Below are 23,487 nucleotides of genomic sequence, written 5' to 3'. Positions count from 1 at the left end.
TGGGGCAGACAGCTTACTTTTGCTCCTACCCGTCATTTTTGATCATGGAGGGGTGAATGGAGAAGCAGTTTATGATAGCGTTATCAAAAATGACGGGTATAATCAAACCTCATGATTTACGGAAAAGCCCAGGGGACGTTATGATGGGGCTATCCCGGAAGGAGGTGAAACTGTGAAAGGAACGGCTGCTTCTCATCCCAATAATGAAACCGCTTTATCTTTATCCAGAAGACGAAAATACGGAGTATTCCATTATCTCCGCCGGGATTGGGAGCTGTATGTTCTGCTGCTGCTTCCTTTGATGATGGTTCTTGTATTTAAGTACGCCTCCATGTTTGGGCTAACCATTGCCTTTAAGGACTATAAGGTGGCAAGAGGCTTTTGGGGGAGCGACTGGGTTGGCCTCCAGGTGTTTAAAGATATCTTCGCCAAGCCGGATTTTGGAAGAGCGGTCCGGAATACGCTGCTTTTGAATATCTTGGACCTGATCTTCAGCTTCACTATGCCCATCATACTGGCGCTTCTCATTAATGAGGTCAAGAATTTGATTTTCAAACGGATCAATCAAACCCTGCTTTATCTGCCGCACTTCTTGTCCTGGGTTATTATCGGGGCGATCGCATACCAGCTGCTAAGCGAAGGCAGCGGTATGGTAAACAATGTGATTGAACTGCTGGGAGGCACACGAATCCCGTTTTTACAGGAGGATATGAACTGGCTGATCAGCTACTTGGCGATTGGGGTGTGGCAAAGCATGGGCTGGGGCACGATTCTGTACCTCGCCGCCATGAGCGCCATTAATCCGGAGTTGTATGAGGCCGCCATCGTGGATGGAGCAGGGCGGTTCCGCAAAATGTGGAATGTGACGCTTCCCTCTATTCGGATGACCATTGTGACCTTGCTCATTCTCAGCATGGGAGGTGTAATGGGAGGCTCCTTCGAACGGATTATGGGGCTGCAGAACAAGGCAACGACCGAATTCACCACAACCATTCCGGTATTGGTGTACCGTTGGGGGATTGAAAGCGGCAATTTCAGCCGCGCTACGGCATTGGGGTTATTTCAATCCGTCATTGGCCTGATCCTCGTTCTGACGGCAGACCGGATTGCGAAGAAGCTGGGTGAGGACGGATTGATTTAGCAAGGAGGCGTACCATGAAACCATCTGCCGGCATCTTCGCCGTAAAACGCAGACACCGCTTCGACATTTGGGATGTGCTGATCCACCTGGTGCTGATTCTCGCTTCTCTGGTGTGCACGCTGCCATTTCTGCATGTTGTAGCCAAATCGCTTAGTGAAGATGCTTATGTAATCGCTAACAAAGTATATCTGTGGCCTGCCGGCTTCACCTTGGGAGCCTACGAGAAGATATTCGCCGATGCCAGTATCCTCCGGTCGCTTTATATTTCGGTGCTGGTGACGGTCGTATATACCGTAATTGGGATGATCATCACCATATGTGCGGCATATCCCTTATCCCGGAGACAGCTGAAGGGCAGGACCGTGTTTACCTTCCTTTTTATCTTCACCATGTACTTCCACGGGGGAATTATTCCCGACTACATGCTGATGAACAATCTGGGCATGCTGGATACCATTTGGTCCCTGATATTGCCGGTGTCCTTCAGCGCGTTTAATCTTCTGATTATGAAAAGCTCCATTATGAGCAGCATCCCCGCCAGCTTGGAGGAATCTGCCCGGATTGACGGAGCCGGTCATTTCCGGATTCTGTTCAATATTGTTCTTCCCTTGTGCAAGCCCATATTGGCCACCTTGTCTCTGTATTATGCGGTGTGGCGCTGGAATGCGTATGGGGATGCCCTGTTCTACATTAAGCATAATACCGACTTGCGTCCGCTGCAGCTCAAGCTGTATTATCTGGTCATCCAGGCCTCAGAAAGCTTCCAGCTGGAGGCGGTGAATGTACAGCTCAGCAATCCCGAGGTGTTGAAGGCTTCGGTTGTGGTATTTGCCACACTGCCGATTGTGTGTGTATATCCGTTTATCCAGAAGTATTTTGTGAAAGGGTCCATGCTAGGGGCGGTCAAGGAATAACCTTGCCACCCAGGTCCATACAAACAATTGATTATGGGGGAGATTCAATGAGCAAAATGAAATGGGTACCCGTACTGCTGGCAGGAGCGGTCAGTGCGGGCTTATTGGCCGGCTGTAATGAGAAGGACAACGGAAGTGCAGCATCACCCTCCGCAGCAGCAAGCACTGCCAGTCCCGGCGCAAGCGCACCTGCCAGCACAGGGATTTTGGATGCAAACAACAAGTTTGCTCAGACGGTTACCCTGGATATCCCGGTATATGACCGGGCATTCGAGGGCTGGAATGTAGCGGACAACTATTACACCCGTTGGGTCCAGAAGGAATTCGGGGAGAAGCATAATGTGAAAGTGAATTTTGTGCCGATATCCAGAACCAATGAGGTCCGGGATTTCGAACAGCTGCTCTCTGCCGCCAAGGCGCCGGATATTATTTTCCACTATGATATGCCTCAAGCGTTGACCTATTACGGAGAAGAAGTCCTGCAGCCCCTTAAGCTGGACGAAATTCAGAAGTATGCCCCGACCTATTGGAAAAGCATGAGCAAAACCATCGAGCAGTACGGCAATGTAGATAAGAAAAATATGTTCGTGTTCGCCAAGCGCCCCAACTACAGCAACTGGGTAGGCATTATCCGCAAGGATTGGGTGGAGAAGGTCGGTATGAAGGTAGAGGATCTTACCTCTCTGGAGAAATACAATGAGATGCTGGCCAAATGGAAGCAGGCCGGGCTGGGTGTTGGTGGAGCAGGTTTGACGCGGAACAATTTCAACTACAGCTTTGCATTCCGCGAGTGGCCCGTAGACGCCAAGAAGCACGCCCTGTATTCAGACCTGGCAGTAGCTGACTTCACCTCTCCGGCAACGGAAGCGTGGCTGAAGAACCTGAACTATCAATATACCAACGGGCTTATTGACAAGGAATTTTACCTGCGGGATGATGACAACAAGCTGAAGGCGGAGTTTGTTGCAGGCAAAACCGGGACCTACGGGCTTTATCTCACTAGCAATTCCGATGTTTTCAATGCCACACTAAAGAATAATCCGGGAGCAACCTTCGCTGTTGTTCCGCCGGAAGCGGGAATCCCGAAGGGAGGCAAGGCACCGGGCCGTGCGGATTGGCCCTTTGGCCTGATCATGGGCATTAACCACAAGTCCTCCGAGCAGGAGCGGGTGGCAGTTTGGCTGTACCTGGAATGGCTGAGCCAGCCCAAGAATTTGTTCTTCCTGCAGAATGGGGTGGAAGGCCAAAACTATACGCTGGACGCCAACGGTCTGCCGAAGAAAACCCCCGATTTTAAGGGTGAATCCAAGCTGTCCAATAACAACAACAAGGACTATTGGGCTTTGGTTACCGAAATTGCCGAATTCTCCACTCCGGAGCTGACGGACAAGGCAAACCGGATCAACTGGACGGTGGCAGGTCAGGAGGGTTTAACCGACCAGCTGCTGAAAAACTGGAAGGACGGCGAGCAATACCGTATCCCCGACCCATTGTTCACTGTGGTGCTGAAAAAGGTCAGTGAGCACAAGGCCGACCTGAACGCCCTCTTCCAGGAGCTCTATCTGAAGATTGTCATGTCCCCGGCGGACCAGTTCGACAAGCAATATGCGGACGCCAAGAAGAAGTTCCTGGATGCAGGTTACCAGGAAATCCTGAATGAAAAGCAAAAGGCCATTGACGCCAATCAGTTCAGGTAAAAACGGCAGGATGGAAGAAAAAGATAGTCACGGCTCCGGTTGGGGGCGTGGCTGTCTTTTTTGAATTTTATTCATAGGGTATGCTTCCAAGGTAATGGTTAATAAAATCCGTGGCAGCATTCATGGAACTGGGATGAAAGAATTCTGTAAAAGCTTCATTCCCTCCTATTCGTTGCAATTCCAACTGAAGGGCGACAGTGTCGTTGCTGTTGATAAGCAGATTATGGTCGATGCGGGGGAGATACCCTTTTGCATATGAAAGGACGGTATAACCCATTTGAAATTCTCCGTTGGAATGCAGAGAAGCTATGTCAGGTAAAGAAACACTGTGTGACCCTTCCCGGATTTCAAAAGCTTGCTTTGTTTCGTTAATAATGATTTTTCCTTCAGGAACTTCCTGGCCGGTAAGACTATCAATAAATGTAATATTCCAAGAACCGGTTTGATTGTTGGTACTTACCTGCGGTTCATTTGTTTGTGAACACCCTACGATAAACAATGCCACACTAAAGATAAGTATAGATTTTCTTACGATGGCCATGCATCCCCTTTTGACATGTCATTTCGGTAGAAGTAAGAGTCAAAATAAAATCCAAGGTGACAGAACAAGAGCCGCATCCACGCGGCTCTGTTAATTTCCATATAGTATTCTTTGTTTATCCTTAATCTTGTGCCGCATCCATGTTCATGAAGTTAATGGCCCACAGATGGCCGTCCAAGTCCACGAAGCCCCAATGATACATGGATCCATAGTCTTCCGGTTCAGCGTGCAATTTCCCGCCCAAGGAGACCGCGGTATTCACGATTTCATCGACCTTTTCCCGGCTCTCGAAGGCCAATGCGATCGTCATCTGTGCATACTTGCTCGTATCGACGGATTCCTTCTCCGTAAGCGTATTAAAGAATGCTTGATTGATCAGCATGACCTGCAGGTTGTCACCGATTACGATGGCTGCCGAATTCTCGTTGTCGGGGAATTGCGGGTTGAGCTCGAATCCGAGTCCGGTGAAGAACGCCTTGGATTGTTCTACGTTGGTTACAGGCAGATTGATGCTCGTGAATGTGGACATTAATGCCATTTTTAAACACCTCGTCGTCAATTAGTTTGTTTTCATTGATCACTTCGTTTATTTAGACGAAAGCCGATCCGGGAATTCATCGGTCACGGATCAATCCAACTCCACCCGATCCAGCCATTCCTGGATCAAGGCATTGAACAGCACCGGCTGTTCAACCTGCAGATTATGGCCGGCTGTATCCAAGGCTGCGAAGGTCGTCCGCGGATACTGCTCTAATACAGGCCAGGCATCCCGGTAACCTGTAGAGGTGTCCTGGCGGCCGGTCAGGAGCAGTCCCGGCTTATTGAAGGGGGATGTCTCCAGCGGGAACGTATAACCGTAGCGGGTTTTCACCCGTTCAAGAAACGCTCCGTCACTCAACCGGCATCCCGGTACAATATCCTCCATATACCGCTGCCACGTGTAAGCATTCAGCACAGCTCCCATCTGGCAGTATTCATCGAAATCTTTTCCACCTTGTGCCCGGACAAAGGCCTCATCCTGGCGCAGCACCTGGTGCTTAGGAAAATCCCGCTCGGCAAATTGAGGGACGATCATCGGGCAAATCAGTGCAACTCCGTCTATTTGATCCGGACGTTTCTGGACCATACCTCTGGCGATGTAACCGCCATAGGATTGTCCGGCTACGCAGTAGCGTTCCCCCGGCAGCAGTTGGTCCACCGTCGCCAGTACCGCATCAAGCATGCCGTCGGAATCGGTGATTGTATTATAATTGCGGGTTAAACCCATACCCGGCAGATCCAGATAGATTCTCCGCCACCCGCTCCGTTGTAAGAACACAGGCTCCATGCAGCCCTTCATGATCTGATGGTCCACGCCGTAGCCGTGTATCAGCATAATGGGGCGTCCTTCTCCAATTTCCTCATAATACATTTCCGCTTGAGGTGTTTGACAATAAGGCATGTCCGGACTCTCCTTCGCATCCCGTAAGAACTAATGTTCCTACAACATTACCATAACCAGGAAAAAAAGAAAAGAGGGTTTTCCCTGTACCCGGGGAATCATCTCGTCACTTCTGGGGGAGTTTTAGCGTTTCACCGCATGGATATAGTGGATGGTTTCGAAGGCGGACAGCTCGTCCGTCCGGTTGGCGAAGTATCGCTCCTGGATGGCAGCAGGGGACAGATGCTCGTAAATATGCAGCCCCGCCTCCTCCAGCAGCTTCTCCAATTCCTCATAGGCATAACAAGCCTTCATCGGCTCGCCGGCAGTAGCCGCCATATGAACCATGTTCTCTACCCGGTTGGATTTGCCTTTTGTGTCGAAGAGGGCTTCATCCGCATAATCGAAAACAATGGAGCTGCCTGCCGGAGCGTCGGCGAACAATTGCTGGAGCAGCCCCTTCATATCCGCCTTCGTTAGATAATAGGATACGCCCAACAGACTGAAAAAGGTTTGACGGCTAGGGTTAAACCCTTCCGCCAGCAGCGCCGGATAGAAAGCAGCACCGGTAAAATCAGCAGGAACCCAATGCCGATTGGCAGGAGCGGTGAGCTCTGCGCGGGACAGCCTTTGTTTCTTGAAATCCTGTGCGGTTGGAAGGTCCAACTCGAAAATGTCCAAGCTATCCTTCAGCTCCGGATGCCGGAAGGAGAAGGTATCCAGTCCCGCGCCTAGAATAACATACTGGTTAACACCCAACACGAGCTCATGAAGCAGAACGCCCTCACAATAGGCAGCACGCGCCAGAGGAGTGGGGGAGAGGTGAACCTGGGTGATCCATTGTAATTTTTGCTCCGGGGTATCATGAACCGACTGATCTGTTTCCTTGCAGAAAAAGGAAAAACCCTGAACCATGTGACCGCTGATCTGGGCGAACTCCTCCGGGGAGATCAGCTCCTTGGCAAGGAAGTCATCGAAGATCTTCGGAGAATCATACTGACTGTGATACGCCCGCCCAAAAGCGGCGATAAGGGCAGTTAATCCGGACTCTTTTTGCGGCATACATCCGCCTCCATAAACAAATAAGATTCCCCCTGGCCAGGAGAATCTTATTATAAACCGAAAGCTATAATATGTAAATTATAGCATAAAAACACTATTTTGTCAATATCAATTTTCGCTGAGTTGCTCCAATTCATAGCGGGTGGCGATAACACCCGACTTGAATGTTCGGCTCGACAGCAGCTTAAGCTTAATTTTCTCACAGCCTTCGAATACGGTTTTTCCGCCGCCCAGGACCACCGGACAGATGGTAAGCCAGAATTCGTCAATCAAACCCAGCTCCAGCAGTGCTTTCGCCGCTCCCGGACTGCCGAAGATCACCAGATTTTTGCCGGACTGCTCCTTAAGCGACTTCATCTGCTCCGCAATATTGTCCTTGATCAGCATAGTATTGTTCCATTCCGTCTTGTCCATTGTACCTGAGATGACGATCTTCTTGACATCCTGCAGCCATTGGGCATGCTCCAAATCATGCTTTGATGCATTCGGTTCGTTCAGCACCGAGGGCCAATAACCCTCCATCATCCGGTATGTTGTGCGTCCGTAAACGGGGGAGCCGACTTCGGCTACAACCTCTTCTGCGTATGCTTCGAGTTCCTCGTTATACGGAATCCAATCCAGTCCACCGTTTGAATCCGACGCATACCCGTCCAATGACACATGCATGAACAAGACAAGCTTCCCCATATACGATTCTCCTCCAATATAAAATGTATTGTATCGCCTTTGGCCAACGATCAGGCTCTCTCAAGTTTACTATAAACCATCGTATAACGTTAAGTTTCATGTAAAATACTTCTGTTTTGTAACGAAACTCCCGCAACCGGGTCTTATCCATAAGGTGGTGAACATGTGGCCGATGTAGAGCAGATTTATGAGCAATATTTTCAGGATGTGTATCTGTTTGCGTTATCCCTATGCAGAGACCGGCAGCTTGCGGAGGAGATCACACAGGAAACCTTTGTGAAAGCAGTAAAAAGCATAGACCAGTTTAAGGGTCAATGCAAAATCAGCGTTTGGCTGTGCCAAATCGCAAAAAATACGTACTTCAAGCATATGGACAAACAAAAGCGCCTCCACCTAAGTGATCCTCCTGAGAAGATTTCCGAAAAAATGGGGGGCGGCAGCTTGTCCATTGAGCAAGGCTTGATCGACAAAACGGAAGCCTTGCGGATTCATAAACTGCTGCACAGTTTGAAGGAGCCCTATAAAGAGGTCTTTACCCTGAGAGTTTTCGGGGAACTGTCGTTTCTGCACATCGGGGAGGTTTTCAGCAAAACGGAAAGCTGGGCCAGAGTCACCTTCCACCGCGCACGGAATATGATCCAAGACCTGATAAGGGAGGAAAACCAATGAGTAAGCTGTCATGTGAGATTGTCCAGGATTTGCTGCCGCTATACCATGATGAAGTATGCAGTCCGGAGACCAGAGCATCCATTGAAGCCCACTTGGCTGATTGCGAACACTGTAAGGCCGCTCTGCAGAAGCTCCGGCAAAACAGCAGCCTGCCTTTTGAGGTCTTCAGGGAAAACAAACAGGAAAGCGCCGCGCTGGTAAGCTTCAAGGGATACTGGAAACGCTCCAAGGCCGCCTCCTTTGCCAAAGGCCTGCTTGTGGCCACTGCCATATGCACCGTTATTATTACGGGATATTACGGTTTATTCCGTTGGAACAGTACGGAGGTTCCTTCCAGTGTCATAAAGATTACAGATGTAAGCCTGATGAAGGACGGGAGAATTGCCTATCATGTAAAATTGACAGACGGATACCGGGTGAATCAGATATCCGGCAGAATGGGAGATGACGGAATCCTGTACATGACTCCCAAACGGCCGGTGATCAAATCCAAAGCAGACGCGGAGCGTGGCCTGGCGAATGGATATACCGCCATTAATCTTGAACAATTTAACGCCAACCGTTCAAGCTCCGCCCCCAAGGTTAAAGCGATTTATTATGGGGCGAAAAAAGACAACCCCATTCTGCTCTGGGAGCAGGGAATGGAGCTGCCTCCTTCAAGTGCTGCTGTTGAAGCCCAGCTGCAGGTTGGGACTAGAGAGCTTCCTCCGGGTCCTCCCGGAAAGTAAGATAAGACTCGTCCGGGAAGGAATATTCGCCCCGGTAGTTGGATGCGTTGTGGTGGGGGTATTTCACTGGAGCATATACCTCCGCCAGCGGCGCATCCGCCTGGGTGTAAATGAACATCCGTTTGTAATCCCATACCACAATTTCGTCCCGGGCGTCGTGGCACAGGTCAATGGCTTCGCAGCACAGTACCGGATGCCCGTCATCCGGGAAACGTACCGCCTGCACACCTTCCCCGTTGATCAGCCCCCCGTGTTCCATGTCTGCATTCAGGAGGATCAGGTCGGTGCCGTCGCCCTTCCAGTTCACCGGAGTGAGTAGGTTGCCGTTCAATTCATTCTCCATCTCCCAGAGCGGGTTACCGAAGCAATCATACATGTAAATCACTCCCTGATGGCCCCAGAAGTTGCTCACCACCAGCTCAAAACCCTCCCGGTCCGGGCAAAAGTTACCAACACTGACCCGCTGGGCATGGCCAATGAAATCTCTCTTTACAATATTCCCTTGGAAATCCCCAATAAAGAAACCTTCGGTTCCCGATACACAGGCGAAATACCCCTTGTCGCTGCCCGCCATAAACTTGCCCGCTACAATTTCATCCGTGTGGTCAGCGCTGATGGGATAGGTCCAGATAGGCTTGCCGCGGGAATCCAACAGCGTATACCCGCATAACAGCTCGTCCCGGCCGTCGCCGTTTATATCCAGAGCTAACGGGAAGTGGCCGGTATTTTTGTCGCTTTTGTACTTCCACAGCAGGTTCAGATCGGCATCCAGGGCATAGACCCGGCAGTAACGGTCCTTAATCAGGATATCCGAAGGGCGCTCCTTACCGGAGAAATTGGCAATGCGGATGCCGTCCGGGTTGATCCGGTCAAAGGCATAGAGTTGGTAGGGTACCCCGAACAGGGTGGTGTCGTCATCATCGGAGAGGGGAGTTTTGACGCTTTTTTTGACTTCTCCCGTCCGGCCGTCAAGGATCAGAAGCTCGAAGTTCAAGGCGGTAATCACCTCATCCACGCCGTCGCCGTCAATATCGTAGACCTGGAGAGGCAGGTCGGCTGATATTTTCCCCAGCTTATCCGCCTGGTCGGAGGGGGTCCCCCGCTGCCAGAGCACATTCCCTTCCAGATCGATAGCCGTGAGGCAGCTGATATGGGCGTAGGCGTCACGGTTGACCCGTTTTTGCGCCTGGGCCAGCACGATAAACCATTCGCCGGAGCCATTCAGGTGACCAAAGCGGATTTGGCGGCTGGTACCGAAGCTTTGCAGGTCAATGGTTTTCCACAGCTTCATAGCCGGATACTGCTGTTGAAGGAGGGCAGCTTTTTGCTGCTCGGCGGTTTCCTTATTCTCAATATCCTTCAAGGTGTCCTGACAAACCTCCACACGCACATCCGTAAATTGGGTGGGGCAGTCCGCGGTAATCCCGATTTTGCCGCCGCGGGCGACGAGAGGGGAGGAGTAGCTCAGCACTTTGCTGCCGTTAATACTGGCCTCCACCATATCGCCATTGCAGTCGATTTCCAGGGTGTAATACGTGTCGCAGTTATGCGGGTAAGGTGCTTTGGCCAGAATCACTACTTCTTCCTTGTGACGGTAAGCCAACACAGCCTCGTCCTGCTCCAGCACAAAAACCAGTGTATTGATGCTGTTCTGCATACAGAAGGCGAGCCCGGCGCTGCCTTTGGTGGAGAGGCGCCTCAAGACGGTCTGCAGCCGGTAGCTGTGCCAGGCGGTTTTGCCCGTTTGGAGCGTGGGGAAAATCCGGTGGGGCCGGTTTTTTTCGATACGCATCTGCTCCATGTAGTGTTTGCCTCCGGCCTCGGTGATGATCCAGGACGGTCCGGTGCCGTTGTAGGCATAGCTGCAAATCTGGTCGGTCCAGGCCCCGTGCTCCCCCGGGTCGGTGACATATTGGTACTCGCCCATGGCGGAATGATCGCGGTCATACGGGAATTCCCCGATGGCAAAGCCGGAGAAATCGTCTGTGAATAACGTAACGTTCTTCATATTCCATCCCCTTCCAGTCAAAAAAATTGAAGTTAAAGCGGTTTCCTGGTTAAATCATACACCAAATTATATCTAGATAGTAGATTTTTCTACCCCTACCAGCTAACGAAACTGTGACACGTGGAGCCAAATAGCGCTCCATAGATTCGTTAAAGCTTGCATCTTAACAAGGAATTCAAATTGTGTTGATCAAGCGTTAACAAACCGGTGCTAAAGTGTAACCGTAAGGAACAACTGAATACGGGGTACGAGACGAGGAGAATACCCTGATTATGCGCCTGACGGACGTGCGTGAATTTGTGCCGTGCCGGGTGGATAAGGGGTATTTTTTTGTTCCCAAAAACGAGAGGAGCGATTCCATGATGAAGAGATTGGCCAGGCTGATGTGTTTGTTCCTGGTAACGGCAATGCTGGCGGGGCTTGTAGAGCCTGCTTTGAGCCTGCCGGAAGTCCATGCTGCGGAGGCCAGACCTGAATTGACAGTAAGCAGGACGGTATATGCTCCTGTGATTGACGGCAGCTTGGACGAGTCCATTTGGAGCGTCAGCCAGCCTCTGCCGGTCCATGCCGGAGAAGGCGCCTTCCAGGATGCCCGTTTCGGCGTGCTTTGGGACAACACCTATCTGTACGTCGGGGTAAAAGCGGATGACTCCACCCTGATTAATGACCCGTCCGCAGGGTATTGGTTTGACCAGGACAATATTAACATTTTCCTGGATCCGACTATGCACCGATCGGGGCCTTTTGTGAACGGGGATATGCAGCTTGGTTTTGTTTACCGGCCGGGTTCTATGACACCGGAATTCCACTTTGGTTCAGCGTTGAACAACCACAGCGGTAAGGATGAGAAGCGGATCCTTCGTGCTATCCGCCAGACCGGCACCGGCTGGAATCTGGAGGTGGCCATTCCATGGGATATGCTGGGCTTCGATCCCATCACCACCAAGCAGCTGGGCATGAACATCGGGGTGACCGACCGGTACGACGATGGCTCCGCCAAGGCCGTCAAAAGCCGCAACAGCTACTGGAGCGCCTTCGGCTCCGCTACCTTCTGGAATGATACCACCGGCTACGGCACACTGGTTCTGTCGGAAACTCCGGCAGCGGGAACGGTGAGTCAGGTGCTGCTGGAGGAGGATTTTGAACAAGTTCCGGCCGGAGAACTGCCTGTGGGCTGGATCTCCGACGTCAACGCAGGAAGCCCTGCCTTCAGTGTAGTGGAGGATACCTACGGCAACCGGCGTTTGGCCTTCAGCGGCAGTGCTTCGGGCAAACAAAGCAGGGCCATTGCGCCTGTGCAAGGCGATAATTATATGATTGAAACGGATTTGCGGTTCGAAAAGGTGCTGGACAGCGCCAGATGGGCCTCGTTGATGTTCCGTGTGCCCTCTGAGGGGAAACCGCCGTATAATCAGATGGCTGTGCGCCAGGACGGCAGATACGAGTTCGCTTACCGGACGGCAAGCGGAGGCTGGCAGGTGCCGGAGAAGGGCAATTGGAGCCAGGCTTTGGCTGTGGGCGGCGATTATACCTTGAAGGTGCGGGTATATGGCAGCAACATTCAGGAGTTTATCAAAGCCAAGGATGATCCCGAATACACCAAGCTGCTGGATATGAACGTTTCCGGCGCTAATGCAGCCTATCTGAACGAAGCCGGCAAGGTCGGCCTCCAGGTGGATCAAAGCCAGGTCTCCTTCGATAATCTGAAGGTAACCCGGATTACTGCGGACCGTTTGGACCTCTCGGTGCCTGCTTCTGTTGAAGCGTTAACAGGACCGTTGACCGTAACGGGAGCCGTGTATTATTCCGATGGCATCCTCCAGAGTCCGTTGCCCGGCAAGCTGAAGCTTTACTCCTCCGATGAAAGTGTGCTGGCAGTACGCAGCAATCTTGCCTATCCGGTAGGCGCCGGATCTGCGGAGTTGAAGCTGGTGTATGAGAATCTGGAGCTGACCCGGACGGTTGCGGTTACTCCATCGACGGTTGGCGCCCAAGCAACGGCAATCCGCCATACCCCGGGTTATGTGCTTGCCGATGCGGGCACATCGCTTTCCTTGCATGATATGGTGTTCAACGCGGATTTCACCGACTTCAGCACCAAGGATATCCGGGGAGATGCGGCAACCTGGACGGCGTCGCAGGACAGCGGCGTCACTATCACCAATGGCACCGTTACGGCGGCTTCCCAAGGTGTTTATCCTTTGACGGTAAAGAAGGATGCGGCAAGCACTCAAGTGCTTCTGGTGGTCAAAAATCCGGGGGACAGCGAATATGTTCTCTATGAGGAGAATTTCGACGGAATCGCTGATGGCACCATGCCGGAGGGCTGGAGCCGTAAGGAAGGCACTACCGCATCCAAGGCGGCGGTGCAGCAGGGGGCTTTTGTGCTGGATGCTCTGGCAGCGCCGGACAATCCTTCCCGGGTGCTGCTGCCGGACTATCTGGGACTGTTCGGCAACTACAAGATAGAGGCCGACACCACCCACCTGGCCGCCAATGATGCAGCCCGCTGGAGCTCCATCATGTACCGGGTGCAAAATAACGACTATCCGTATTACCAGATGGCGGTGCGTCAAGGCGCTACGGCGATTAATGGCGTAGAGTTTGCGGAACGCACAGCAGCTAACGGGTGGAATGTGATGGAGAAGGGCTCTTTTGAGGAAAGTCTGGACAGCGGGAAGCTGTACCACTACACCGTGAAGGCCAAGGACAGCCGGGTCCAGCAGTTCATCGACGACAAGCTTATCGTGGATACGGATGTGGCGACTCTGTACTCCAAGGGACGTATCGGCATCCAGGCCAACGGCAGCAAAATGAAGCTGGACAATGTGAAGGTGACGCTGCAGCTGGACCCGCTCCCTCCTATGGCGGCGGACCGGTTTGCCCGGATTGCCTCCCCGGACACCGGTATTGCCATGGCTCCGTCCGTGGTAACGGAAATTACTGGCGCCGGTCAATTGGCGGCGTTGGCTGAGCCGAACCTTCCGGCTACCGTCATTCTGCATGTGGGCAAAGGTTTGAAGGTGACGGACCCAACCGGGACACAGGAGCTGGGAGAGCTGCCGGCCATACTGGAATCCCTCCAGTTTAGGATGATTCCCGCCTTTTATGTCCATGATGCGGACACTGCTGTTGAACTGACGGATTATCTGACAGCACACAAGATTGAGGACTCCTTCATCATAGCCGATGCCGGCCATCAGGAGCTGGTGAAGGAGGCACGCCAGCGCTACAAAAGGACCCAAGGTGTCATCGACTACAGGAAGGCTGCCGGGTTATCGGATGAGGCGTTGATGGACATCCGCAAGGAAACCACACGGAACGGCGCCAAGATTGCGCTGATGCCGCAAAGCTTCATTACAAAAGAACGTACCAACTATCTCCAGCTCCGGGCTATTGTGGTTTGGGGAGCGGCGGAAACATCGGCGGCAGCTCCGGCTTTGCCCATGCATAAGCTGATTACCGCAGGGGTCAACGGCATCGTCACCGCTTCACCGGAGCAGGCTTATGGCGCATACAAGGTGTATTCCCATGGAACAACCTTGATTCGCAAGCCTTACATTATCGGCCACCGCGGTTTGCCGACCATGTCACCGGAGAATACCATTGAAAGCAACAAACTGGCTTTGGACTATGGTTCGGATTTTATCGAAAATGATATCTATCTGAGCAAGGACGGCCACCTGGTGATTCTGCATGACGGGTCCTTGGAGCGTACCACCAACGGAAGCGGTAATGTCACCCAATATACCTTGGAGGAATTGAAAAAGCTGAATGCCAACAAGTCGTTCCCGGTGGGCTATGACTATGTGCAGATTCCCACCTTCCTGGAGCAGATTGAACTGGTGAAGGAACGCAATGCCATGCTCATGGCTGAGATCAAACAAACGGATACCAATGCGGTTGTGGATGCTTATGTGAAGTTAATTGAAAAAACGGATTCGGAGGCGTATATCGATTCCATGTCCTTTAGCCCGGACCGTCTGGCTTATCTGTCCCAGATCATGCCGGACATGCCTACCGGATTATTGGTCAACAGCATCAGCTCCAATGAATCCAATCCCACCAAATCCGTGCGGGATGCGCTGGCTCAGGTGCAGGGGTTAAATGCTACCTTTGACGTGGGGTATTATGGCATCGGCAAGAACTTCCTGGAAGCTGCCCAGCACCGGGGGCTGATTGTTTCCCCCTGGACCATCAATTCCAAGAATGATCTGATGAATCTGTTTAAGCTGGGTGTGTTTGGCCTCACCACCGACTATGCCCATTGGGCCGGAGATTGGGCGGACTCCATCAAGCCGGAGCAGGAGACCTATAAGCTGGATGTAAACGGCAAGGCCAACCTGTCGGCAATCCTCACCGCCTACAAAGGTACACAAACCGAAATTGTGCCGGAACTGGTTTGGCTGGACGGGCAAAAGCATGTTGCCGTTAACGGCACCGAAGTGACGGCACTGAATTCGGGCACCGCCCATGTACTGCTCCGTTACACTGCAACGCTGGATGATAGCAGCACCTATGACTTGTATAGTGTTCCGGTGACAATCCAGGTGGCAGGTGCGCCGGATGACAGCAGTCCGGAAGAACCGGGTTCTCCGGAACAACCGTCCGGGACTCCTTCACCCGAAGCAACACCGCCTGTGCAGCCTGCTAATACGGTAGAGGCGAAGGATGGTAAGGTGGAAGCAGCCGCTTTGGAAAAGGCTTTAGCTACCCACTCCCAAGTGGAGATTAAGCTGGATGGAAGCAGCTTGGCTATTCCCGCCAGCGGCCTGCTTGAGGCTGCGAACCAGTCCGGCAAACAACTGGTAATTAATGGAGCGGACGCCGCATACCATTTGCCGCTGTCCGTATTGAAGCTGGACGATCTGGCACGGGATTTGGGCAGCAATGTAGATGATGTTACCCTTCACGTGTCGATCCGCAAGCTGAATGAAGCGGAAACAACCGGACTGAACCAAGCGCTGGCGTTAACAGGAGGCATGTTGGCGGTAGAGCCGTTGGACTTTGAGGTAAAGGCCTCCGCATCCAACGGGAAAACCGTCAAGCTCACCTTTGGCTCCGACTATATCACCAGAGAGATGACCGTACAAAAGACGGTTGATCCGCGCAAAGCCACTGCCGCCTGGTATTCCCCGGAATGGGGCGGGCTGCGGTTTGTACCGTCCCTTTTCTCGGTGAAGGACGGGAAGTCTGTGGTGGAGATCAAACGCCCGGGCAACAGCGTCTACACGATAGTGGAGCATGACTTCCGCTTCGCCGATATGACCGGACATTGGGCGGCGAAGGATGTGGAGCTGTTGGCCAACAAGCTCATCGTGGAAGGAACGGGGAACGGGAGCTTTGAGGGCGACCGCACCATTACCCGCGCTGAGTTTGCGGCATTGCTGGTTCGCGCTTTGGGCTTAAGCCCTGTGGCAGCAAGCTCTACCTTCAAGGATGTGGCAGCCGAGGCCTGGTATTCCCGTGATGTGGCCACAGCCGTAGCCTCAGGTCTCATTAACGGCTACGACGATGGCACCTTCCGGCCGGACCGGGTCATTACCCGCGAGGAGCTGGCGGCAATGACCATGCGGGCATTGGCTGTTACCGGCACAGGCAAGGGTGCAGTAGAGGATCTGAACGTACTGAAGCCGTATACCGATTCTGCGCAGATTATTTGGGCCAAGGAGGAGATTGCTTCCGCCATCGGGCTAGGGCTGATGAACGGCACCACGGACACTACCTTGTCTCCGCAAGGAACGGCCACCCGTGCCGAGTCTGCAGCTATGCTGAAGCGTCTTTTGGCCAAGGCGCGGTTTATCAACGAATGATGGGCGGAGGCTGTGGCTGCTGCTTGTACCTGTAACGGAACTGTATAACCCTTACCACCGGAATTCCGGTCTGGGGAACCGCTAACGGAACTGCGGAGCGCTTACAGTGGGAAAAGCGGGCTTTGGAGCCTGAAATTCCCCTGTAAGCGTCTCTTAAGTTCCGTTAACATTCCCCGAATGTTCATTTGATAAGGTGGAGGAGATACGATAAAAGGAGTGGTGGCTTGTGAAACCGGGTTTGCATGAGTATTGGGTGGAAAAAAAGATTATCCCCGCGGTGCGTACCCCGGAGGATCTGGAGGAGGCTTGCAGGAGCGAATGGCCCGCTATTTTTCTGCTGACGGGAGATTTACTGACCGTTGAGCACTATGTGGGACAAGCCCTGAGTGCGGGCAAACAGGTGTTTCTCCATGTGGATTTTATTATGGGGTTGGGAGGGGACCCCATCGTGATGAAGTATATCGCGGAGAAGGTCCGTCCAACGGGAATCATTTCCACCAAAAGCCATTTCGTGAAACATGCCAAACGGAACGGGCTGATGGCCATTCAGCGTCTGTTTCTTATTGATACGGGAGCGCTGCAGCATGGCATCCAGAATATTGAACAGAGCGGACCGGATGCGGTGGAGATTATGCCGGGTCTCATCCCTAGGGTCATCCGGGAGCTGAAAACCCGCGTCAACGTGCCGATTATTGCGGGAGGGCTGATCCGCGACCACAGCGAAATCCATACGGCGCTGGAGGCCGGGGCCATGGCGGTGTCCATGGGGGATAAGCGGCTTTGGGTATGACGGTTGCCTGCTCCGGGATTTACAAACTCTTCATCTGGAGATAATCGGCGGTTAACAATGGCGGGCTAATATAATGACAAGCAGGACAAGCAAGAGTGATTCAACTGAATACGCATAGGGTAGAGTCGAGGAGAAAACCCTTTTATGCAGCCAGCAAGCAAGCACATACACATGCGTGTATTCGTGTATGCTGTTTGAAGCCGCATAAAGGGTTTTTTGGTTTCCTCAGGAAAGGGGCTGCAGGCAGATTGCCGGAGGTATGGAAGTACGAGGGTTATTTTTTTGATTTGGACGGGACCATTTATCTGGGCGGACGGCTTCTGCCCGGTGTCCCGGAGAGTCTGGACCTGCTGCGGCGGTCCGGTAAAAAGGTCATGTTCCTGAGCAATACCACCACCCGGACACGCCAGGAATGTGCGGACCGTCTGCGGCGGCTGGGGCTTGCGGCATACGAGCATGAAATTATTACCGCAGGGTATGCGTCGGCCGTTTATCTGAAGGATGTAACTCCCAATACGGTGGTTTATGCCATCGGGGAGCCCGCTCTGCTGAAGGAGCTCATCTTGGCCGGGGTGGACTGCACTGGGAATCCGCTGGCTGCCACTCATGTGCTGGTGGGTATGGATACCCGCTTTGATTACCACAAGCTGCATCAGGCAGCCCGGGCCCTGCGCAACGGCGCCCAGCTGATCGCGGCCAATCCGGATCCCAATTGCCCCGTGGAGAACGATCTGCTGCCGGATACCTGGCCGCTGGTCAAGGCGATCGAAACAGCAGGCAGCGCCCATATCGGCATGGTCATCGGTAAACCCTCCGCTTATTATGCCGCCAAGGTATTGGAGGAATCGAAGCTTCCGGCGGAGCGCTGTCTGATGGTAGGGGACCGGCTGGAGACGGATGTGCGCTTCGGCATTGTTCACGGCTTCGGCACAGCGTTGGTGCTGACCGGGGCGGCATCCCGGGAGGAACTGGAGCAATCGGGACTCCGGCCGGATTACGTGTGGAGCACCATGGAGGAGCTGTTAACCGCCATGTCGGCCTCCTTGTAGGGACAAGCAATATTTACACCCGCTTCACATTGCGATAATTCTATTCGTTTGCTGATTTGCTAGAGTGTGAGTGGTAGCAGCAAGCGGGCGCCAGGAGAAGCGGAAGCATAATCACAATCCAGTATAACAAAGGAGAGAAAATCATGCGTTCCCATGTTCTGAAAGCGGCAAGTGCAGCCCTCTGTTTTTCGGTATTGTTCGGCTGCGGCAACAACGGTACGGCTACCACCGGAGCACCTGCAAACAGCACAAATCCAACCGGCACAACAGCCAGCGGTGCCCCCAGCACGGCCCCTTCCGCCGAAAGCAGCGAGAAGGTGGAGCTGACCTTCTATTATCCCATTGCTGTAGGCGGCCCGTTGACCACCACCATCGAGAATATGGCCAAGGAATTTACCAAGGAAAATCCCAATGTTACCGTCAAGCCCGTTTATACCGGCAGCTATGCCGATACGGCGGTCAAAACCCAGGCAGGTGTGCAAAGCAAAAGTCCGCCTGATGTAGCCGTGCTCCAATCCACCGAGCTGTTCAGCCTGCTGGATATGAACGCCATCCTGCCTTTGGATGATTATATTGCCAAGGAAGGCAGCAGCTATTTGAGCGACTTCTATCCTGCTTTTATGGCCAATTCCCAAACCGGCGGCAAAACCTGGAGCATTCCGTTCCAACGCAGCACCATTGTGCTTTATTACAATAAACAAATGTTCAAGGATGCCGGTCTTGATCCGGAGAAGCCGCCGAAAACCTGGGAGGAAATGCGCGACTACGCCAAAAAGCTGACCAAGGAAGGCCGCTGGGGCCTGGAGATTCCGGTAACGGGCTACGGGTACTGGATGCTGCAGACCTTCGCCCTGCAAAACGGAAAAAACCTGATGACCGAGGACGGCAAAAAGGTGATGTTCAACACTCCTGAAAATGTGGAGGGGCTGCAGTTCTGGAACGACCTGTCCCAGAAGGACAAGGTTATGCCTACAGGTGCAACCGAATGGGGGACGGTGCCCTCGGACTTTATCCAAGGGAAAACCGCGATGATGTACCATACCACCGGCAACCTGACCAACGTCAAAACCAATGCCAAGTTTGACTTCGGCGTGACCTACCTGCCCCAGCAGAAAAGCTACGGCAGCCCAACAGGCGGCGGCAACTTCTACATATTCAAGGATATTGACAAGAAGAAGCAGGACGCAGCCTGGAAGTTTGTCAAGTTCATGACCGAAACCGAACGTGCTGCCCAGTGGAGCATGGACACCGGATATGTGGCGGTTAAGAAGTCGGCTTATGAAACGGAACGCATGAAGAAATATGCAGCTGACTTCCCGCAGACGCTGGTGGCCCGGGACCAACTGCAATATGCAGCCGCTGAGCTGTCCACTCATAACAACGGCAGGGTGATGAAGATCCTGAATGACCAGGTGCAGGCCGTACTCACCGGAACCGAGACACCTGCCGACTCCCTGAAGAAAGCCCAGCAGGATGCGGACAAGGTGCTGGAGCCGTACAACAAATAACACAGGTTTTCACCACAGCTGCGGCCGAAGCGGTAGGCTTAACGCCGCAGCTTGTGGAGAGGACCATTATGGACCATGTTACTACCAGATGATCCTTCAAATTGGCTTCGCCAATTTCGAAGCTGTCCATAACTTATCCGGCCCCTGGCTTGGACCAAGTTATTACCAGATTGGAGGTTCCCCCTTGAATGGCAGACTGATATCCCCACGCTTCAAAACAAACGCCTTTGCCTGGCTGCTTCTGCTGCCTTCCTTGCTGTTCCTGTTTTTGTTTACCTTTTATCCCATCGCCAAAACCATTCGGCTCAGCTTCTTCCGGGCGGATCTGGCACATCCGGAGCCGGTTTTTGCCGGGGCAGACCAGTATGTAGACATGGTGAAGGACCCGATTTTCCAAAAAGTGATGCTGAATAACCTGTGGTTTGCCTTGGGCACTGTGCCTATTTCCATCGGACTTGCCCTGCTGATGGCGGTGTTCGCCAACAAAGCCCTGCGGGGGACCAGCTTTATGCGGGTGGCTTTCTTTTATCCGACGCTGATGCCCATGATCGCCGCCGCCAACGTGTGGCTGTTCATCTATACGCCCCAATATGGGCTCTTGAGCCGTGCCGTCGGCTGGTTCAGCAATGCTTCCAACATTAATTGGCTGGGTTCGCCGGGAACGGTTATGTGGGCTTTGATTGCTATGGTCGTATGGAAGGAAGCCGGCTATTTCATGATTTTTTATCTGGCCGGGCTGCAGAATATTTCACCGGAGCTGTATGAATCCGCCCAGGTGGACGGAGTAGGGCGATGGACGATGTTCCGGAAGATTACCTTCCCGCTTTTGATGCCAACCACGCTGTTTGTGACCATTATTGCCTTGACCAATTCCTTCAAGCTGGTAGACCATCTGTTGATTATGACCAAGGGCGGCCCCAACAATTCCAGCAGTCTGCTCTTGTACTATATATACGAAACGGCGTTCAGCTTCTGGGATCAAGGGATGGCAGCGGCGTTGACGGTTGTGATGGTAGCGGTGCTTTTGTTGTTGGCCGCATTGAACTTCCTCGGTATGGACAAGCGGATTCATTATCATTAAATAGGAAAGGCGATTCTATGCTCCCGACAAAATGGAAAGTTGAACGCGGGCTCATGCTGCTGCTGTCTGTGCTGTGGCTGGTTCCGCTGATATGGATGGCGGTAACGGCTTTCCGCCCCAAGCAGGTGGCGTTGGACTCCTTATTTTCCCTGCAGTTTACCCTGGATAACTTCGGCCGGGTGTGGGAAGCAGCTCCTTTTGCCCAATATTACGTCAATACGGTGCTGCTGGTGGTTGCCGTATTCGCTGTACAGATGCTTACTGTCACGATGGCTGCATATGCGTTTGCAAGACTGGAATTCTGGGGGAAAACAGCGGTATTCCTGTTGTTCCTGGTGCAGATTATGGTGCCGGCGGATGTTCTGATTTTCCCCAATTACAGTGTGCTCAAGGAGCTTTCCCTGCTGGACACAAAGCTGGGGATTATGCTGCCGTATTACGCTTCAGCCTTCGGTATTTTTCTGCTCCGGCAAACCTTTAAGACGCTGCCCTCCGAGCTGGACGATGCCGCTGTTGTGGAAGGAGCCTCCAAGTGGCGGATTCTCTGGACCATCTATGTGCCTCTGTCCCGCCCGGCGTATCTGGCCTTTGCCCTGGTTTCCGTTAGCTACCAATGGAATAATTTCCTGTGGCCGCTCATTGTGACCAACTCCGTGGAGAACCGTCCCCTGACCGTAGGGCTGGCGATCTTCGCCCAATCCTTCGAGGTGGGTGCCCAATGGACAGAGGTCAGCGCTGCTACTTTGCTGGTCATTGCACCCTTGATGATCTTGTTCCTGTTGTTCCAGCGCCAGTTTATCAACAGCTTCATCCATTCGGGGATTAAGTAAGAGACAGTATAAAATAACTTTCATTACCATATTAAAATTATTTATTGAATCACCTTCATCCTACACAAAAAGTTATAGACACTTAAAACCCCTTACCGTATAATTTGACTAGCTGTCAATTGCTGGGTCAATTAACCGTAGAGGGGTCAAATGTCGTATGTCAAAGGAAACATTGAAGAAATCGGTTACAACCATTGAAGCGCTGGCCATTGTGGTCGGTATGATCATCGGGTCAGGGATATTCCTCAAGCCCGCCATCGTACTGGGGCATGCCGGCTCCCAATGGATGAGCATCCTGGCGTGGGTGGTAGGCGGTGTGATTACGCTGGCCTCTGCTCTGACTGTGGCGGAAATCGCGGCAGCCATTCCCAAGTCGGGAGGATTGTATACATACCTGGAGGAGCTGTACGGCGGTGTGTTCGGATTTCTGCTTGGCTGGGTGCAGGCGGTGATTTCCTACCCGGCGTCCGTTGCGGCTTTGGCCATTGCCTTTGCCACCTATTCCGGATACTTCCTGCCTATGGGCGGCTTTGTACAAAAGCTGGTGGCTGTAGGGATTCTGCTGTTTATTCTTCTCATGAATGTGCTCTCCACCAAATACGGCGGCATCATCCAGACGGTTGCCACGGCGGGCAAGCTGGTGCCGGTAATCGGGATTATTGCGGTGGGGCTGATCAGCGGTGATGCACCGGGTTTCGCCGGTATCACGGCGGGGGCAACTGCTGCGGGCTTCGGTGCGGCGGTACTGGGCACTCTCTGGGCATACGACGGCTGGATCGGCGTTACCAATATGGCGGGAGAAATCCGCAATCCGGCCAAAACGCTGCCGCGGGTTATTCTGGGCGGTGTACTGTTTGTGATGGTGGTGTATATCCTGTTTAACCTTGCGATTTTCCGCGCGCTTCCCTTTGACACCATTATCAATTCCAAAACGCCGGGAGCCGACGCAGCCGATGCCCTCTTCGGGAATGGCGGCGGCGCTTTTATCACCGCTGGCATTATTATATCGGTGCTGGGTGCGCTGAACGGTTACCTGATGACAGCGGCCCGTGTGCCGCAGGCCATGGGTGAGCAGGGGCGGGTTCCTTTTTCACGGGTGCTGGGCGCTGTTCATCCCCGGTTCAAAACACCGGCCAACGCCTTGATCTTCCAGGCTGCGCTGGCCGTGCTGTACATTTTCTCCGGTACCTTCGATACCCTGACAGACCTGCTGGTTTTCGTTTTGTGGATTTTCTTCACCATGGGTGTGTTCGGTGTGTTTCTGCTCCGCCGCCGCCATCAAGCCGAACCCGGCCGTTACCGGGTGCCGCTGTATCCCATTACACCGCTAATCGGTGTTATCGGAGGCGGATACATTATTGTCAGCACCATCATGGCGGAGCCGGTGCGTTCCTTCATTGGAATCGGGATCACCCTGATTGGATTGCCTGTGTATTATTATATGAGAAAAAAGACACAATCTGCCCGGAATTGAGCATAAAAGGATATGGTATTCCGGACAAACGGCTCTTATACTGAAGTCATCCGGTTATAAGGTGGAGCCACATCA

At 52.8% G+C, this 23,487-nt stretch carries 18 protein-coding genes; 12 read left to right on the top strand and 6 right to left on the bottom strand.

What is annotated here, in order from left to right:
• The first annotated feature begins 151 nt into the window (after nucleotides 1-151).
• The 3 genes from ACI1P1_RS14230 to ACI1P1_RS14220 are packed head-to-tail and all read left to right on the top strand — an operon-like array spanning nucleotide 152 to nucleotide 3,752.
• Entirely contained in the window at nucleotides 152-1,141 is a 990-nt protein-coding gene (locus ACI1P1_RS14230) for an ABC transporter permease (RefSeq protein WP_416217143.1), read from the top strand.
• A gap of 14 nt (nucleotides 1,142-1,155) precedes the next feature.
• Nucleotides 1,156-2,055 (top strand): carbohydrate ABC transporter permease, encoded by a 900-nt coding sequence (locus ACI1P1_RS14225; RefSeq protein ID WP_416217057.1) that lies wholly within the window; start codon nucleotides 1,156-1,158, stop codon nucleotides 2,053-2,055.
• 47 nt (nucleotides 2,056-2,102) lie between these two features.
• A complete protein-coding gene (locus tag ACI1P1_RS14220; protein WP_416217056.1) occupies nucleotides 2,103-3,752 on the top strand; it encodes a type 2 periplasmic-binding domain-containing protein in 1,650 nt (549 codons plus the stop codon).
• 67 nt (nucleotides 3,753-3,819) lie between these two features.
• Here the strand turns inward: ACI1P1_RS14220 and ACI1P1_RS14215 are convergent, their stop codons facing one another.
• From ACI1P1_RS14215 to ACI1P1_RS14195, 5 genes are all read right to left on the bottom strand, one after another.
• Nucleotides 3,820-4,293: a hypothetical protein gene (locus tag ACI1P1_RS14215; RefSeq protein WP_416217055.1), complete on the bottom strand. Its 474-nt coding sequence runs from the start codon at nucleotides 4,291-4,293 to the stop codon at nucleotides 3,820-3,822.
• Between the two features lie 121 nt (nucleotides 4,294-4,414).
• Nucleotides 4,415-4,831, bottom strand: coding sequence for a VOC family protein (locus tag ACI1P1_RS14210; RefSeq protein ID WP_416217054.1), 417 nt, complete (start codon nucleotides 4,829-4,831; stop codon nucleotides 4,415-4,417).
• Nucleotides 4,832-4,921: 90 nt separating this feature from the next.
• Nucleotides 4,922-5,734: an alpha/beta fold hydrolase gene (locus tag ACI1P1_RS14205; RefSeq protein WP_416217053.1), complete on the bottom strand. Its 813-nt coding sequence runs from the start codon at nucleotides 5,732-5,734 to the stop codon at nucleotides 4,922-4,924.
• Nucleotides 5,735-5,857: 123 nt separating this feature from the next.
• Nucleotides 5,858-6,775, bottom strand: a complete 918-nt coding sequence (locus ACI1P1_RS14200; protein WP_416217052.1) for a class I SAM-dependent methyltransferase — start codon at nucleotides 6,773-6,775, stop codon at nucleotides 5,858-5,860.
• Between the two features lie 108 nt (nucleotides 6,776-6,883).
• Nucleotides 6,884-7,462, bottom strand: coding sequence for a dihydrofolate reductase family protein (locus ACI1P1_RS14195; RefSeq protein WP_416217051.1), 579 nt, complete (start codon nucleotides 7,460-7,462; stop codon nucleotides 6,884-6,886).
• Between the two features lie 165 nt (nucleotides 7,463-7,627).
• On the opposite strand from ACI1P1_RS14195, the gene ACI1P1_RS14190 reads away from it, so the two are divergent.
• Both ACI1P1_RS14190 and ACI1P1_RS14185 read left to right on the top strand, forming a co-directional pair.
• Nucleotides 7,628-8,131: an RNA polymerase sigma factor gene (locus tag ACI1P1_RS14190; protein WP_416217050.1), complete on the top strand. Its 504-nt coding sequence runs from the start codon at nucleotides 7,628-7,630 to the stop codon at nucleotides 8,129-8,131.
• Complete coding sequence (locus ACI1P1_RS14185; RefSeq protein WP_416217049.1) at nucleotides 8,128-8,859, top strand: zf-HC2 domain-containing protein; 732 nt, start codon at nucleotides 8,128-8,130, stop codon at nucleotides 8,857-8,859. The genes ACI1P1_RS14190 and ACI1P1_RS14185 overlap by 4 nt, the downstream gene beginning before the upstream one ends.
• Here ACI1P1_RS14185 and ACI1P1_RS14180 read toward each other — a convergent pair.
• On the bottom strand, nucleotides 8,825-10,867 hold the full coding sequence (locus tag ACI1P1_RS14180) for a hypothetical protein (protein ID WP_416217048.1): 2,043 nt from the start codon (nucleotides 10,865-10,867) through the stop codon (nucleotides 8,825-8,827). The two genes, ACI1P1_RS14185 and ACI1P1_RS14180, sit on opposite strands and share 35 nt — an antisense overlap.
• 359 nt (nucleotides 10,868-11,226) lie before the next feature.
• Between ACI1P1_RS14180 and ACI1P1_RS14175 the strand changes: the two genes are divergently transcribed.
• From ACI1P1_RS14175 to ACI1P1_RS14145, 7 genes are all read left to right on the top strand, one after another.
• Nucleotides 11,227-16,680 carry a glycerophosphodiester phosphodiesterase family protein gene (locus tag ACI1P1_RS14175; RefSeq protein ID WP_416217047.1) on the top strand — a complete coding sequence of 1,818 codons (5,454 nt, stop codon included), beginning with the start codon at nucleotides 11,227-11,229 and terminating at the stop codon, nucleotides 16,678-16,680.
• A gap of 226 nt (nucleotides 16,681-16,906) precedes the next feature.
• Nucleotides 16,907-17,470 (top strand): glycerol-3-phosphate responsive antiterminator, encoded by a 564-nt coding sequence (locus ACI1P1_RS14170; protein WP_416217046.1) that lies wholly within the window; start codon nucleotides 16,907-16,909, stop codon nucleotides 17,468-17,470.
• Nucleotides 17,471-17,718: 248 nt separating this feature from the next.
• Entirely contained in the window at nucleotides 17,719-18,519 is an 801-nt protein-coding gene (locus tag ACI1P1_RS14165; protein WP_416217045.1) for an HAD-IIA family hydrolase, read from the top strand.
• 143 nt (nucleotides 18,520-18,662) lie between these two features.
• Nucleotides 18,663-20,027: an ABC transporter substrate-binding protein gene (locus ACI1P1_RS14160; protein ID WP_416217044.1), complete on the top strand. Its 1,365-nt coding sequence runs from the start codon at nucleotides 18,663-18,665 to the stop codon at nucleotides 20,025-20,027.
• Between the two features lie 184 nt (nucleotides 20,028-20,211).
• On the top strand, nucleotides 20,212-21,108 hold the full coding sequence (locus ACI1P1_RS14155; protein ID WP_416217043.1) for a carbohydrate ABC transporter permease: 897 nt from the start codon (nucleotides 20,212-20,214) through the stop codon (nucleotides 21,106-21,108).
• Between the two features lie 17 nt (nucleotides 21,109-21,125).
• Complete coding sequence (locus ACI1P1_RS14150; protein ID WP_416217042.1) at nucleotides 21,126-21,938, top strand: carbohydrate ABC transporter permease; 813 nt, start codon at nucleotides 21,126-21,128, stop codon at nucleotides 21,936-21,938.
• A gap of 157 nt (nucleotides 21,939-22,095) precedes the next feature.
• The gene (locus ACI1P1_RS14145; RefSeq protein WP_416217041.1) at nucleotides 22,096-23,412 is read left to right on the top strand and encodes an APC family permease; all 1,317 of its coding nucleotides are present in this window, start codon (nucleotides 22,096-22,098) and stop codon (nucleotides 23,410-23,412) included.
• The last annotated feature ends 75 nt before the right edge of the window (nucleotides 23,413-23,487 follow it).

It is taken from the genome of Paenibacillus mesotrionivorans (genome assembly GCF_046098205.1).
GTDB classification, from domain to species: Bacteria; Bacillota; Bacilli; order Paenibacillales; family NBRC-103111; genus Paenibacillus_AR; species Paenibacillus_AR mesotrionivorans.
The sequence above is the reverse complement of the archived record's forward strand: the minus strand, read 5'-3'. Positions and strand labels throughout refer to the sequence as shown.

What these genes read in the sequence shown, in the direction of transcription:
- ACI1P1_RS14225 (WP_416217057.1), top strand. Translation starts at nt 1,156, where the DNA reads ATGAAACCATCTGCCGGCATCTTCGCCGTAAAACGCAGACACCGCTTC.
- ACI1P1_RS14220 (WP_416217056.1), top strand. Translation starts at nt 2,103, where the DNA reads ATGAGCAAAATGAAATGGGTACCCGTACTGCTGGCAGGAGCGGTCAGT.
- ACI1P1_RS14215 (WP_416217055.1), bottom strand. Translation starts at nt 4,293, where the DNA reads ATGGCCATCGTAAGAAAATCTATACTTATCTTTAGTGTGGCATTGTTT.
- ACI1P1_RS14210 (WP_416217054.1), bottom strand. Translation starts at nt 4,831, where the DNA reads ATGGCATTAATGTCCACATTCACGAGCATCAATCTGCCTGTAACCAAC.
- ACI1P1_RS14205 (WP_416217053.1), bottom strand. Translation starts at nt 5,734, where the DNA reads ATGCCTTATTGTCAAACACCTCAAGCGGAAATGTATTATGAGGAAATT.
- ACI1P1_RS14200 (WP_416217052.1), bottom strand. Translation starts at nt 6,775, where the DNA reads ATGCCGCAAAAAGAGTCCGGATTAACTGCCCTTATCGCCGCTTTTGGG.
- ACI1P1_RS14195 (WP_416217051.1), bottom strand. Translation starts at nt 7,462, where the DNA reads ATGGGGAAGCTTGTCTTGTTCATGCATGTGTCATTGGACGGGTATGCG.
- ACI1P1_RS14185 (WP_416217049.1), top strand. Translation starts at nt 8,128, where the DNA reads ATGAGTAAGCTGTCATGTGAGATTGTCCAGGATTTGCTGCCGCTATAC.
- ACI1P1_RS14180 (WP_416217048.1), bottom strand. Translation starts at nt 10,867, where the DNA reads ATGAAGAACGTTACGTTATTCACAGACGATTTCTCCGGCTTTGCCATC.
- ACI1P1_RS14175 (WP_416217047.1), top strand. Translation starts at nt 11,227, where the DNA reads ATGATGAAGAGATTGGCCAGGCTGATGTGTTTGTTCCTGGTAACGGCA.
- ACI1P1_RS14160 (WP_416217044.1), top strand. Translation starts at nt 18,663, where the DNA reads ATGCGTTCCCATGTTCTGAAAGCGGCAAGTGCAGCCCTCTGTTTTTCG.
- ACI1P1_RS14150 (WP_416217042.1), top strand. Translation starts at nt 21,126, where the DNA reads ATGCTCCCGACAAAATGGAAAGTTGAACGCGGGCTCATGCTGCTGCTG.
- ACI1P1_RS14145 (WP_416217041.1), top strand. Translation starts at nt 22,096, where the DNA reads ATGTCAAAGGAAACATTGAAGAAATCGGTTACAACCATTGAAGCGCTG.